11 protein-coding genes are annotated in these 12,252 nt (G+C 71.9%); 8 read left to right on the top strand and 3 right to left on the bottom strand.

The genetic code is table 11. The annotated features are described in order from the left end of the window. Positions 1–12 precede the first annotated feature (12 nt). Entirely contained in the window at positions 13–606 is a 594-nt protein-coding gene (locus tag OHA73_RS24960) for a TetR/AcrR family transcriptional regulator (protein WP_267069591.1), read from the bottom strand. A gap of 132 nt (positions 607–738) precedes the next feature. Between OHA73_RS24960 and OHA73_RS24955 the strand changes: the two genes are divergently transcribed. Next, entirely contained in the window at positions 739–2,190 is a 1,452-nt protein-coding gene (locus tag OHA73_RS24955; RefSeq protein WP_327656174.1) for an MFS transporter, read from the top strand. A gap of 54 nt (positions 2,191–2,244) precedes the next feature. Here the strand turns inward: OHA73_RS24955 and OHA73_RS24950 are convergent, their stop codons facing one another. After that, positions 2,245–3,618 (bottom strand): helix-turn-helix domain-containing protein, encoded by a 1,374-nt coding sequence (locus tag OHA73_RS24950; RefSeq protein WP_327656173.1) that lies wholly within the window; start codon positions 3,616–3,618, stop codon positions 2,245–2,247. Between the two features lie 173 nt (positions 3,619–3,791). On the opposite strand from OHA73_RS24950, the gene OHA73_RS24945 reads away from it, so the two are divergent. The 4 genes from OHA73_RS24945 (at position 3,792) to OHA73_RS24930 (ending at position 8,081) form a co-directional block, all read left to right on the top strand. Beyond that, on the top strand, positions 3,792–4,523 hold the full coding sequence (locus OHA73_RS24945) for a DUF4232 domain-containing protein (protein WP_327656172.1): 732 nt from the start codon (positions 3,792–3,794) through the stop codon (positions 4,521–4,523). Positions 4,524–4,578: 55 nt separating this feature from the next. Then, entirely contained in the window at positions 4,579–5,205 is a 627-nt protein-coding gene (locus tag OHA73_RS24940) for a nucleoside/nucleotide kinase family protein (protein ID WP_327656171.1), read from the top strand. 82 nt (positions 5,206–5,287) lie between these two features. Then, positions 5,288–5,653, top strand: a complete 366-nt coding sequence (locus tag OHA73_RS24935) for a PH domain-containing protein (protein ID WP_266718773.1) — start codon at positions 5,288–5,290, stop codon at positions 5,651–5,653. A gap of 145 nt (positions 5,654–5,798) precedes the next feature. Next, complete coding sequence (locus OHA73_RS24930) at positions 5,799–8,081, top strand: ATP-binding protein (protein WP_327658523.1); 2,283 nt, start codon at positions 5,799–5,801, stop codon at positions 8,079–8,081. Positions 8,082–8,087: 6 nt separating this feature from the next. On the opposite strand, the gene OHA73_RS24925 is transcribed toward OHA73_RS24930, so the two are convergent. Then, entirely contained in the window at positions 8,088–9,656 is a 1,569-nt protein-coding gene (locus tag OHA73_RS24925) for a FadD3 family acyl-CoA ligase (protein WP_327656170.1), read from the bottom strand. 108 nt (positions 9,657–9,764) lie between these two features. Here OHA73_RS24925 and OHA73_RS24920 point away from each other — a divergent pair, with 108 nt between their 5' ends. The 3 genes from OHA73_RS24920 (at position 9,765) to OHA73_RS24910 (ending at position 12,248) form a co-directional block, all read left to right on the top strand. Then, on the top strand, positions 9,765–10,913 hold the full coding sequence (locus tag OHA73_RS24920) for a lipid-transfer protein (protein ID WP_267069597.1): 1,149 nt from the start codon (positions 9,765–9,767) through the stop codon (positions 10,911–10,913). A 103-nt stretch (positions 10,914–11,016) separates the two neighbouring features. Further along, the gene (locus tag OHA73_RS24915; protein WP_327656169.1) at positions 11,017–11,475 is read left to right on the top strand and encodes a Zn-ribbon domain-containing OB-fold protein; all 459 of its coding nucleotides are present in this window, start codon (positions 11,017–11,019) and stop codon (positions 11,473–11,475) included. After that, a complete protein-coding gene (locus tag OHA73_RS24910) occupies positions 11,472–12,248 on the top strand; it encodes an enoyl-CoA hydratase/isomerase family protein (RefSeq protein ID WP_327656168.1) in 777 nt (258 codons plus the stop codon). Before OHA73_RS24915 ends, OHA73_RS24910 begins: the two co-directional genes overlap by 4 nt. The last annotated feature ends 4 nt before the right edge of the window (positions 12,249–12,252 follow it).

The raw sequence follows: 12,252 nt of genomic DNA, 5'->3' as shown, positions 1-12,252 counted from the left end.
GTGGGCCCGTGGTCACGCCAACTCGGGCCAGCCGCGCCGGAATCGGTCGAACGCGGCGGCGAGGGATTCGCGCGGGGCGGGGTCCGTGGCGACGAGGTCGGGGAGTTCCAGGATGTAGCGGGCGAGGATGCGCAACGACACGTCGCCCGCGTCCAGCCCTTCCGTCTCCTCCGCGATGACGTCGGCGAGGGCGTCCTCGCACTCCACCCACAGGGTGCGGGCGTGCCGGCGCAGGGCGGGGGTGGTGACGACGAGGTCGAGCCTGCGCCGGAACTCGTTGTCGAGGTCGTCGGAGAACATGCCGCGGCCGGCCATGAACTCGTGCAGCGCGTCCAGGACGGAGACGCCGTCGGCGCGCTCGCGGACGGCTGCCGTCAGTGACGTCTTGCGTTCCTCGCTGTCGCCGAGGATCAGCGCCTCCTTCCCGCCGGGGAAGTGCGCGAACAGCGTGGTGAGGGCGGTGTCGGCGGCGGCCGCGATCTCGGCGACCTTGACGTTGTCGTAGCCGCGCTCGAGGAAGAGGCGCAGCGCCGCGTCGGAGAGCGCCTTGCGGGTGGCTGCCTTCTTGCGCTCGCGACGTCCGGGGGTCTGCTGCGTCTGCGTCATGCCACCACGATACCCGCCACTCCCTACTCACTTCAAAGTCGTAGCGATTGCGTTTTCATAGTCGCTATGGTTTTCTGAAATGGAAACGAGGCCGTCACGCGCCCAGCGCGCACTCACCGGAAGGAGCCCGTCATGACGTCCACGACCCACACCACCGAAGCGGAGACCGGGACCGGGCCCTCCGGCCCCGTCGCCGCGCTCTCCAAGGCCGCCTTCTGGACGGTCCTCGCGCTCGTCCTGCTCGCCGACGCGCTCGACATGATCGACTCGACGGTCACCAACATCGCGGCGCCGACGATCGTCGCCGACATCGGCGGCGGCGAAGCCCTCGTCAAATGGCTCGGCTCGGCGTACGCCCTCGCGATGGGCGTGCTGCTCGTCATCGGCGGGCGGCTCGGCGACAAGTACGGTCAGCGCCGCCTGTTCCTGATCGGCATGACGGGCTTCACGCTCGCCTCCGCGCTCGCGGGGCTCTCCCCCGACCCGGCGCTGCTGATCGTGGCCCGCGTCCTCCAGGGTGCATTCGGCGCGCTGCTGATCCCGCAGGGCATGGCGATCATGACGCGGAACTTCTCGCGGGAGCAGATGAGCAAGGCGTTCGGACTGTTCGGCCCGCTGCTCGGCCTGTCGTCGGTCGGCGGCCCGATCCTGGCCGGCTTCCTGATCGACGCCGACATCGCGGGCCTGACCTGGCGGCCCATCTTCCTGATCAACCTGGTCCTCGGCACGGTCGGCGTGCTCGCCGCCGCCAGGCTGCTGCCGCGCGACGAGGGCGACCGTACGGTCACCGTCGACACCCGCGGCTCGGTGCTGCTCGCGGCGACGATGTTCGGTCTGATGCTGGGCCTGATCGAGGGTTCCAGCAGCGGCTGGGGCCCCCTCGCCCTCGGCTCGCTCGCGGCCGGTCTGCTCATCCTCGCCCTGTTCTTCCGCCGCCAGCGCACCGCGCCCGAGCCGCTGATCAAGCCGTCCCTGCTCAAGAACAAGGGCTTCACGTCGGCCCTGATCCTCGGCCTGATGTTCTTCGCGGTGACCTCGGGTCTGATCTACGTGATCTCCCTGTTCATGCAGCAGGGCCTCGGCGCGGCCCCCGGCGACGCCGCGCTCGGGCTGCTCCCGCTCACCCTCGGCATCATCGTCGCGGCGTTCGCCACGATGGGCGGACTGACGAAGAAGCTCGGGCGGAACGTGGTGACGCTCGGCCTGCTCCTCACCCTCGCGGGCGGCGCCTGGCTGCTGATCCTGGTCCTCGCCCAGGGCACCGGCCTCTCGCTGTGGGCGATGGCCCCGGCGGTCTTCCTCACCGGACTCGGCATGGGCTGCTGCTTCGGCACGGTCTTCGACCTCGCCCTCGGCGACGTCTCCGCCGACGAGGCGGGCAGCGCGTCCGGCTCCCTCACCGCGATCCAGCAGCTCGCCAACGGCCTCGGCTCGGCGATCGTCACCACGGTCTACTTCCACGCGGGCGCCCCCGCCCACGCGATGACCGTCTCCCTGGCCGTGGTCCTCGTGGTGACGGCGGCGTGCCTGCCGGTGCTGCGACTGCTGCCGCGTCGCGCGCCGGAGGAGGCGCACGGGCACTGACCGCCAGGGCCCTTCCGAGACCGCGAGCCCCGGACCGTACGGGGCGGGCTCCTGCTAGCCCTCGCGCTCGATCCACTCGCTGCCGCCCAGCGGGTAGTCGTAGCCGGGGCGTCCGGAGTTCCCACTCGTACGGAACGGGGTGCCGTCGTTGTCGACGCGGACGGTGCCGTGGCGGGTGCCGCTCGACCAGTCGAGGGTGAGGTCCCAGCGGACGTCGTGCGCCTTGGCGTGCGCGGTGACGTAGAAGACCTCCGGGTCGGACTCGCTGACCTTGTACGGGAAGTCACGCTGGCCGTTCTTGACGGTGACCGAGGGACTGCCGTTGTCGAGGTCGACGTCGAACGACTTGGTCTCCACGTTGCCGCCGCAGCCGACGCCCATCGAGTAGTCGTTCCACGCGAGCGGGGCGTCCTTGCCCGCGACGCGTACGTGCAGGTCCTCCAGGACGACGGTCTCCTTGCCGGTCCCCTGGACGGTGAGGGCGACGCGCTGTCCGCCCGAGGAGACCGCCCCGTACGCGGCGGCCCAGCGCGGCGCGTCCTGCTCGCCCGCGGGCGGGCCGACCTGTTCGGGTCCGCTGTCCACGAGGAAGTGCTGGCTGCACGGGCTGTCGTAGACGTAGGGGCGGGTGGCGACGTTGAGCGGTGCGGCGCCGTTGTCCTGGCCGCCGGGGGCTGCCGCGTCCGCTCCATCGGTCTTCGCTGGGGTGGACGGCTTGTCGCTGACGGCGGTGCTGCTGCTCGGGGAAGGAGTGGCGGAGGCGGACGGCTTCCGGGCAGCGGGGTGGCCGGTGCCGGTCGTGGAGGCGGTGGCGGCGGGGCCGGCGGCCTGCTGTTCGCCGTCGCCGCCCGCGCCGTCCGCGCTGCCGGACGGCAGGTTCACGGCGAGGGTCACGGCTCCCAGGACGACGGCTGCCGCGGCGGAGGCAATCAGTGCGGTGCGGCGGCGGGGGTGTGGCGATGCGGCACCGCTCAGCGGGGCGCCGGTGACGAGGGGGGCGGGGTCGTGGGGAGCGGGCGCGGGCGCGGGAGGCGTGGTTGAGGTCGCGGGGCTCTGCCCCGGACCTCGCGGGCTCTCGTCCAAGAGCGGGGCTTGAATTGCCGGCGGGGCTTGATTTGCCGGAGCCGATCCTGAGGCCGGTGCGGCTGCTGGAGGCGTCGGCTTCTTGCCGCGGGTCGCGTCCGCCAGGATCCAGTGACGGTGCAGGTCCAGCAGTTCGTCCGGTGTGGCCTTGCAGAGGCGGGCCAGGCGCTCCACCGGGGCGTAGTCGTTCGGCACGGCCGTGCCGTTGCAGTAGCGGTGCAGCGTCGACGTGCTCATGTGCATCCGCTTGGCCAGCGTCCCGTAGCTCAGCCCCGAGCGGTCCTTCAGCTCCCGCAGCAGCGCGGCGAAGCCGTCACCCGAGTCCTCGGACACCCGTTCCTCCATCCCCCGCGTCCCGGTCCGCCGTTCCAGGGGGAGGTCATCTCCCCAGGTCAGCGCCCGTTTCGGCGTTCCAGCGTCCCGAACTCCCCGGCATTTGTGGCGGCTGGGACGGATCACCCCACAAGCTCCGGTCATCCAAGCACCACACCCACCGCACCACCGAAGGGGCTCGACCGATGACTGCTCAGCGCACCTCCCGCACCCGTCTCCTCACCGCCGCCGCGACCGTCGCCCTCGCCGCGCTCTCCCTGACCGCGTGCAACGACGGAACGGGAGTCAACGACGAAGGCGCGTCGAAGGGTTCGTCCACGAGCTCGTCCACGGGGTCCTCCTCGGGCTCGTCCTCGGAGGCGGCCGCGACGCAGTCCCCCGCGGCGGGCACCCCCGGCTCGCAGAAGCCGGGCGCGGACGAGACGTCCACGCCCGCCGACTCGAAGCCCGCCGCGAACGCCCCCGCCACGAAGACCCCCGCGTCCTCCGGCAAGGCCGTCACCTGCCAGGGCTCCAACACCAAGACCGTCGCGGCCCCGCTGACCCGCCCCCTCAACCACATGCTGCTCACGGTCACCAACACCGGCGGCAACACCTGCTACCTGTACGGCTACCCGGCCGTTCAGTTCGGCGAGGCCCAGTCCGTGCCCCCGGTCGACGAGGACACCAAGCCGCAGGCCGTCGTCACGCTCAAGCCCGGGGAGTCCGGCTACGCCTCCGTGCTCCTGTCCGCCGCCGACGGCAGCGGCGCGCACGGCCACACGGAGAAGTCCCTGACCGTCCACTTCTCCGGCCGCACCGGCAGCGAGAACCTCAACCCGGCCCACCCGTCGCTGCCCGCCGAAGGCCTCCGCATCGACGACTCGCTGAAGGTCGCGTACTGGCAGCAGTCGATGGACGACGCCATCAGCTGGTGACACCCGGTCCGGCAGGCCCCGGTCCGGCAGGCTCTGGTCTGGCAGGGTCTGGGGCATGTCGTACGTCGATGAACCGGTCGCCCGCGCACGCGCCCTGGCGGCCTCGGGTCCGCGCCGCCTCCTCGGTATCGCGGGCCCGCCCGGCGCGGGCAAGTCCACGCTCGCCGAGGCTCTGGTGGACGCGCTCGACGGGGCGGCGGTGCTGGTTCCCATGGACGGCTTCCACCTCGCCGACAGGGAGCTGGCGCGCCTCGGCCGCGCGGACCGCAAGGGCGCGCCCGACACTTTCGACGCGTACGGGTACGCGGCACTTCTCGCCCGGCTGCGGTCCCCGAACCCCGACGAGACGGTGTACGCGCCGTGCTTTGAACGGGAGTTGGAGGAGCCGGTGGCGGGCGCGCTGCCCGTCCCGCCGGACGTCCCGCTGGTCATCACCGAGGGGAACTACCTGCTGCTCGACGAGCCGCCGTGGTCGACGGCCGTCCGCCCGCTCCTGGACGAGGTGTGGTGGGTCGACGTCGACGACGCGGTGCGCGTGGAGCGGCTGATCGCCCGCCACGTCGAGTTCGGCAAGTCCCCGGACCGCGCCCGCTCGTGGGTGCTCCGCTCCGACGAGGCGAACGCGCGCCGGGTGGCGTCCGGCCGGAAACGGGCCGACGCGATCGTGGACGTACCCGGCTGAGCCCGCCCCGCACGGGAACCCTCGCGTGTACGCACCCGTTCTCTGGAGGACCACGCAGTACGACGACGAAACGGGGATCTCCATGGCACTGTTCGGCAACGCTCATACGATCGACCCGGCCAAGGCCGCGCAGGACTACGGGCGGCTGCTCGGCCAGGGTGAACAGATATTCGGCGCCTACCAGTTGATACGCGACGCGATCCTGCTCACCGACCGGCGCATGATCCTCATCGACAAGCAGGGGATGACGGGCAAGAAGGTCGAGTACCACTCGGTGCCCTACCGCAGCATCTCCCACTTCGCCGTGGAGACGGCCGGTCACTTCGACCTGGACGCCGAACTCAAGATCTGGATATCGGGGAACTCGGTGCCGATCGAGAAGACCTTCACCAAGGGCGTCGACATCTACGAAGTGCAGGCGATTCTGACGCAGTTCGTCGCACGCTGACGCCGGGGCAGGGACGTCAGGCGCGCGTGGCCGACGCGATCGTGGACGTACCCGGCTGAGCCCGCCCCGCACACCATTCACGCTGCGTACGATGTGGGATCACGGTCCGTGGCGGGTCGGTGTCCCGGAAGGCGGCGAGGGCGGCATGGGATTCGGCTTCGGTCAGCGCAGGAGCGGCCAACTCCCGGTGGAGCTCACCGGTTTCGTGGGGCGCCACAAGGAACTGGCAGAGGTCAGAGGGGCGTTGGAGCGCTCCCGGCTCGTCACGCTGACCGGGCCGGGCGGTGTCGGCAAGAGCCGTACGGCGCTGCGCGCGGTCGAGGGACTGCGCGCGTCCTACCCGGACGGGATCTGGCTGGCCGAGCTGTCGGCGCTGCGCGACCCCGAGCTACTCCCCGCGACCCTCGCCGCGGTGCTTCAGCTGCCCGAGCAGTCGGGCCGCGACCCGCTGGACGCGGTGGTCGCCCACCTCCAGGGCCGCCGGCTGCTGATCGTCCTCGACACCTGCGAGCACCTCGTGGACGGCTGCGCGATGCTCGCCGACATCCTGCTGCGGGAGGCGCCGGACGTCCGGGCGCTCGCCACCAGCCGTCAACCGCTCGACGTACCGGGCGAGTTGTGCTGCCGCATCCCGCCGTTCGCCGAACCGGACGCGGTCGAGCTGTTCGTGCAGCGGGCGCGGGAGGCCTCGGCCGGATTCTGTGTCACCGACGAGAACCGGGAGCAGGTCACCGCCCTGGTCCGGCGGCTCGACGGGATTCCCCTCGCGCTCGAACTCGCGGCGGTGCGGCTGCGCGCCGTGCCGCTCGCGCAGCTGACGTCGCGCCTCGACCGCCGCTTCGAGGTGCTCACCGGCGGCCGGCGCACCTCGCTGACCCGGCACCAGACGCTGCGTACGGCCATCGGCTGGTCGCACGAGCTGTGCACCCCGCAGGAGCGGCTGCTGTGGGCGCGGCTCTCCGTCTTCGCGGGGTCCTTCGACCCTCAGGCGGTCGAAGTCATCTGCTCGGACGAGGAGTTGCGGGCCGACGAGATCCTCGGACAGCTCATCGGCCTGGTCGACAAGTCCGTCGTACGCCGCGTCGACGAGACCGGCGACCGCTACCGACTCCTGGACACCGTGCGGGAGTTCGGCGCCGAGTGGCTCGCGAAGACGGGCGGCACGGACGCGGTGCGCGAGCGGCACTTCGCCCACCACAAGGACCTCGTGCGGCGCTACATGGAGACCTACACGACACCGACGCAGCTGGAGCTGCACCGCGCGCTGCGCGCCCAGCACGCCGATCTGCGGGCCGCGTTCGAGTACGCGTACGGGGACGGCGGTCACGCGGCCGAGGGCCTGTTCATGGCGGCGAACCTGTCGATGTACTGGCGGTCCACCGGGATGCTGAGCGAGGGGCTGCACTGGCTGGAGAAGGGGCTCGCCCTGGTGCCCGACGCGTGTGCGGAGCGGACCTGGGGGCTGTTCATCAGCGGGCTCGCCGTGGCCAGGTCCGGCGACAGCGTCGGGGGCCGCGAGCGCTACCGGCAGGCGCTGGAGATGGCCGACAGCCTCGGCGTCACCCGTATCGCCGACTTCGCGCGGCTGTCACTCGGCGGCGTCGCCACCGTCGGCGGGGACCCGGGCGGCCCCGCCGCCATGGCCGCGGCGCGGCAGCGGCTGCGGGACGCGGACGACCTCCTCGGCTACGGCGCGGCCTGCTACGAAGGCGGCCTCGCGCTGGCCGTCGTCGGCGAGACGGCGCGCGCCCTGGAGTGGTGCGAGGAGGGCCTCGACCTCATCGGCCGGGCCGGGGAGAACCAGCTGCGCGGCGCGCTGCTGTGCACGCAGGGCGTCATCCGCTGCGTCTCGGGGGCACGCACGAAGGCCGCCGATCCGCTGCGCGGCGCGCTCGACCTGGCGGGCGAGATCGAGAACATCCTGGTCGCGGCGGTGTGCTGTCTCGGCCTCTCCTGGCTGGCCGCGGACGACGGCCGGCTCGTACGGGGTACCTGGCTGATGGGGTACGCGGATCACGCGCGGGTGGGCGGCGAGCCGTTCGCGATGCTGCCCGCCCTGCTGAAGGAGCCGACGGGCCGGGCCCGCAGGACGCTCGAACTCGGCTTGGGAAAGGACGAGTTCACCCGCTGGTACGAGCGCGGCGCCCGCCTCACCGGGACGCAGATCCTCCAGGCCGTCCGCTCCGACGCGGACACCCCGCCGGAGCCCGCCGCGCCCCCGGCCGCCACCTCGTCGGACGTCCTCACTCGCCGCGAGCGCGAGGTGGCGGCCCTCGTCGCCCAGGGCCTGACCAACCGGGAGATCGCCGACCGCCTCGTCATCTCCAAGCGGACGGCGGACGCGCACGTCGAGCACATCCTCGCCAAGCTGGGGCTCTCCAGCCGCCGGGAGATCGCGGCGGCGTCAGCGGGCCCGGGCAGGCGTTGAGGACATTCACCGCCGCAGCTGCGCCTTCACGACCTTGCCGCTCGCGTTGCGCGGCAGCTCCGGCACGAAGGCGACCTCGCGCGGCACCTTGTAGTTCGCCATCTCGCGGCGCGACCAGGCGATGAGGTCGTCCTCGGTCAGCACCCCGCCCGCCCTGCGCACCACGTACGCCTTGCCGACCTCGCCGAGCCGGCTGTCGGGGACCCCCACCACCGCGACGTCGGCGACGGCGGGGTGGAGGCCGATGAGCTGCTCTATCTCGGCCGGGTAGGCGTTGAAGCCGCCCACGATGAACATGTCCTTGATGCGGTCGGTGATCCGGAGGTTGCCGGCCGCGTCCATGACCCCGACGTCGCCGGTCCGCAGCCAGCCGTCCGGGCTGATCGCCTGGGCCGTGGCCGCGGGGTCCTCGAAGTACTCGCGCATGACGTTGAAGCCGCGCACCAGCACCTCGCCCGGCTCGCCGGGAGCGGGCGAATCGACCCGGACCTCCGTGCCCGGTATCGCCCGCCCCGACGTCTCGGCGATCACCTCGGCCGGGTCGCCGCGGCGGCACATCGTGGCGATGCCGCTGGACTCGGAGAGCCCGTACGCGGTGAGCACCGTGGCCACGTTCAGCTCGCCGCGCAGCCGTTCCACGAGCCGCAGGGGGACCACCGCGGCTCCTGTCACGACGAGCCGCAGCGCCGACAGGTCGTGGGTGTCGCGCGCCGGGTGGTCGAGGAGGGACTGGTGGAGCGTGGGCGGGCCCGGCAGGACCGAGATGCGCTCGGACGCGATGTTGGCGAGGGCCGTGTCCACGTTGAAGACCGGCTGCGGCACCATCGTCGCGCCGCGCATCAGGCAGGCGAGGACCCCGGCCTTGTAGCCGAACGTGTGGAAGAACGGGTTCACGATCAGATAGCGGTCGCCCTCGCGCAGGCCCGCGAGGTCCGCCCAGATCTCGTAGCCGCGCAGCGTCTGGGCGTGGGTGATGACGGCGCCCTTGGGGCGTCCCGTCGTGCCGGACGTGAAGATGATGTCCGAGGGCGCGGCAGCGTCCACGGCGGCGGAGCGTTCGCGGACCTCGGCGGCCGTGACCTTGTCGCCGCCGGCCAGGAACTCCTTCCAGGTCCGGTAGCCGGGGGCCTGCGGCGCGCCGTCGCCGAACACCACCACCTGTTCCAGGGCGGGCAGTTCGGCCCCCGCCTCCTGCGCGCGCCGCAGCGACGCCACGTAGGACGTGCCGAGGAAGGTGCCCGTGACGAACAGCAGCCGGGCCCGGGAGCGGCCCAGGATGTCGGCGGCCTCGCCGCCCTTGAAGCGGGTGTTGAGCGGTACGAGGACGGCTCCCGCGCTCACCGCGCCGAGCGCGGAGACGATCCAGTCCAGGGTGTTCGGCGCCCAGACCGCGACCCGGTCCCCCGCCTCCACACCGGCCGCCATGCATGCCGCCGCGGCCCGCTCGACGCGCTCGCCGAGTTCCGCGTACGAGATCCGGGTACGCCCCTCGACCACGGCCTCGCGCTCGCCGTACCGTTCGGCTGCGTCCCGTACCAGCTCCGGGACCGTTCCCCACTCGCCATCCGTACGCATCGAACGACCTCCCACAACGCCGTAGCTGACTATCCGTCAGATTAGCTGTAGCCTGACGCGCTGTCAGCACAGCGGACCAGGCGGCAGACGGAACAAGTGGGGGTGCCCATGGCGGGACTCAAGGACGCGACGGCCATCGTCGGTATCGGACAGACGGCCTTCGCGAAGCAACTCCCGGAATCCGAGAAGACGTTGGCGTGCCGGGCGATCATCGACGCGCTCGACGACGCGGGGATATCCCCGTCCGAGGTCGACGCCTTCGCCTCTTACACGATGGAGGAGACGGACGAGGTCGAGGTGGCCAAGGCCATCGGGGCCGGGGACGTCACCTTCTTCTCCAAGGTCGGCTTCGGGGGCGGCGGTTCGTGCGCGACCGTCGCCCACCTGGTCGCGGCGATCGCCACGGGCCAGGCGAGCGTCGGCATCGCGTGGCGCTCCCGGAAGCGGGGTTCGGGGCCGCGCCCCTGGAAGAACACGGCCGTCCAACTCCCCACGCCCGCCCAGTGGACGCGGCCGTACGGGCTGCTCCGCCCGGCCGACGAGATCGGCATGCTGGCCCGCCGCTACATGCACGAGTTCGGCGCGACGCGGGACCACCTCTTCAACGTCGCGCTCGCCTGCCGGAACCGGGCCAACCAGAACCCGGCCGCGATGATGTACGAGCGCCCCATGACCCGCGACATGTATATGACCTCGCGGTGGATCAGCGAACCCCTCTGCCTCTTCGACAACTGCCTGGAGACGGACGGCGCGTTGGCGTGCGTGATCGTGTCGGCAGAGCGCGCCCGCGACTGCCGGCAGAAGCCGGTCTACGTGCACTCGGCGGCGCAGGGCCTGCCCGCGCAGCACCACGGCATGGTCAACTACTGGAACGACGACCCGCTGACCGGGCCCGCGTGGACGGCGGCCCGCCACCTGTGGAAGAACGCGGACGTCACCCCCGAGGACGTCGACGTCGCCCAGATCTACGACGCGTTCACCCCGCTCATCCCGCTCTCGCTTGAGGGGTACGGGTTCTGCGGGCGCGGCGAGGGCGCGGCGTTCACGGAGGGCGGGGCGCTTGAGATCGGCGGGCGGCTCCCCATCAACACGGGCGGCGGCGGCCTCTCGGAGGCGTACGTCCACGGCTTCAACCTCATCAACGAGGGCGTGAAGCAGTTGCGGGGGGTCAGTACGGCGCAGGTCCCCAACGCGGAAACCTGTCTGGTGACGGCGGGTGAGGGTGTGCCTACGTCCGCGCTACTGCTGCGCGCCTAATTGTCACCTTGCGCCGTGACGGCGTTGCGGTCTCGGGGCTCCGCCCCGGACCCCGCTGCTCAAACGCCGCAGGGGCTGGAATTGCCTACCCGGAGGACAGCTCATGGCAGACGCGACGACAACGTCCCAACTCCTCACCCCCACCCTCGACGACGACGGCGCCCCCTTCTGGGACTACGCCGCCCGGGGCGAACTCCGCATACAGGCCTGCGCCGAAGCAGACTGCGGGGAACTCCGGTTTCCGCCCCGGCCCTGCTGCCCGCACTGCCAGTCCTTCGACAGCGAATGGCGCAGGATGAGCGGCCGCGGACGCATCTGGTCCTACGTCATCCCCCACCCGCCACTGCTTCCGGCCTACGCCGCCCAGGCCCCGTACAACGCGATCGTCGTCGAACTGGTCGAGGCGCCCCGGATCCGCCTCGTCGGCAATCTGGTCTCCGCCCCGGACGCCCCGCTCAACTCCGTCGACCCGGACCGCCTCAAGATCGGCGCGCGGGTGCAGGTGGCGTTCACGGAGGTCGACGGGGTGACGGTGCCGCGCTGGGTGCTGGAGCGCTCATGACCGTACGCACGGAGATCGACAAGGGCACGGGCGTCGCCACCGTCACCCTCGACCGCCCGCGCCGCCACAACGCCCTGGACCAGGCCACCGTCGCCCAACTGGCGGAGACCTGGCGGGAGTTCCGCTTCGACGACACCGTGCGGGCGATCGTCCTGACCGGGGCCGGTGACCGGGCGTTCTGCACGGGCATCGACCGCGGGTGGGACGTGCCGCAGCCGGACTCCCCGTACTCGGCGGACGATCCGCTCCCCACGGTCGGGCCGAAGGCCAACGACCTGTGGAAGCCGGTGATCGCCGCGGTCAACGGGATGGCCTGCGGCGGGGCGTTCTACCTGATCGGCGAGTCGGAGTTCGTGGTCGCGGACGAGACGGCGACGTTCTTCGACCCGCACACCACGTACGGCATGGTCAACGCCTTCGAGTCGATCTACTTGGCGCAGCGGATGCCGCCGGGCGAGGTGGCCAGGCTCGCACTGATGGGCTCGGCGGAACGCATGTCGGCGCGGCGGGCGCACGAGGTGGGCCTGGTGTCCGAAGTCACCGAGGCCGGTGGGGCGTTGGCGGCGGCGACGCGGTGCGCCGCCACCATCGCCTCGCATCCGACGGAGGCCGTCCAGGGCACCGTGAAGGCGATCTGGGCGGCCACCGCGGCCAACCGGGAGCGCGCCTTCGCCCTTGCCCCCGACCTGATCAAGCTGGGCAACCTGCCGCCGGAGCGGCAGGCCGAGCTCTTCAACTCCCGTACGCAGAGCCGGGAGTTCAGGGTGCGTTGAGTCC

Origin of the sequence: Streptomyces sp. NBC_00483, assembly GCF_036013745.1 — a bacterium.
In the GTDB taxonomy this organism is placed as follows: domain Bacteria; phylum Actinomycetota; class Actinomycetes; order Streptomycetales; family Streptomycetaceae; genus Streptomyces.
This window is presented reverse-complemented; position numbering and strand designations above follow the sequence as displayed.

Coding starts and splice junctions, on each gene's coding strand:
- OHA73_RS24940 (WP_327656171.1), top strand. CDS start 4,579: ATGTCGTACGTCGATGAACCGGTCGCCCGCGCACGCGCCCTGGCGGCC.
- OHA73_RS24945 (WP_327656172.1), top strand. CDS start 3,792: ATGACTGCTCAGCGCACCTCCCGCACCCGTCTCCTCACCGCCGCCGCG.
- OHA73_RS24920 (WP_267069597.1), top strand. CDS start 9,765: ATGGCGGGACTCAAGGACGCGACGGCCATCGTCGGTATCGGACAGACG.
- OHA73_RS24955 (WP_327656174.1), top strand. CDS start 739: ATGACGTCCACGACCCACACCACCGAAGCGGAGACCGGGACCGGGCCC.
- OHA73_RS24950 (WP_327656173.1), bottom strand. CDS start 3,618: ATGGAGGAACGGGTGTCCGAGGACTCGGGTGACGGCTTCGCCGCGCTG.
- OHA73_RS24925 (WP_327656170.1), bottom strand. CDS start 9,656: ATGCGTACGGATGGCGAGTGGGGAACGGTCCCGGAGCTGGTACGGGAC.
- OHA73_RS24960 (WP_267069591.1), bottom strand. CDS start 606: ATGACGCAGACGCAGCAGACCCCCGGACGTCGCGAGCGCAAGAAGGCA.
- OHA73_RS24935 (WP_266718773.1), top strand. CDS start 5,288: ATGGCACTGTTCGGCAACGCTCATACGATCGACCCGGCCAAGGCCGCG.
- OHA73_RS24930 (WP_327658523.1), top strand. CDS start 5,799: ATGGGATTCGGCTTCGGTCAGCGCAGGAGCGGCCAACTCCCGGTGGAG.
- OHA73_RS24910 (WP_327656168.1), top strand. CDS start 11,472: ATGACCGTACGCACGGAGATCGACAAGGGCACGGGCGTCGCCACCGTC.
- OHA73_RS24915 (WP_327656169.1), top strand. CDS start 11,017: ATGGCAGACGCGACGACAACGTCCCAACTCCTCACCCCCACCCTCGAC.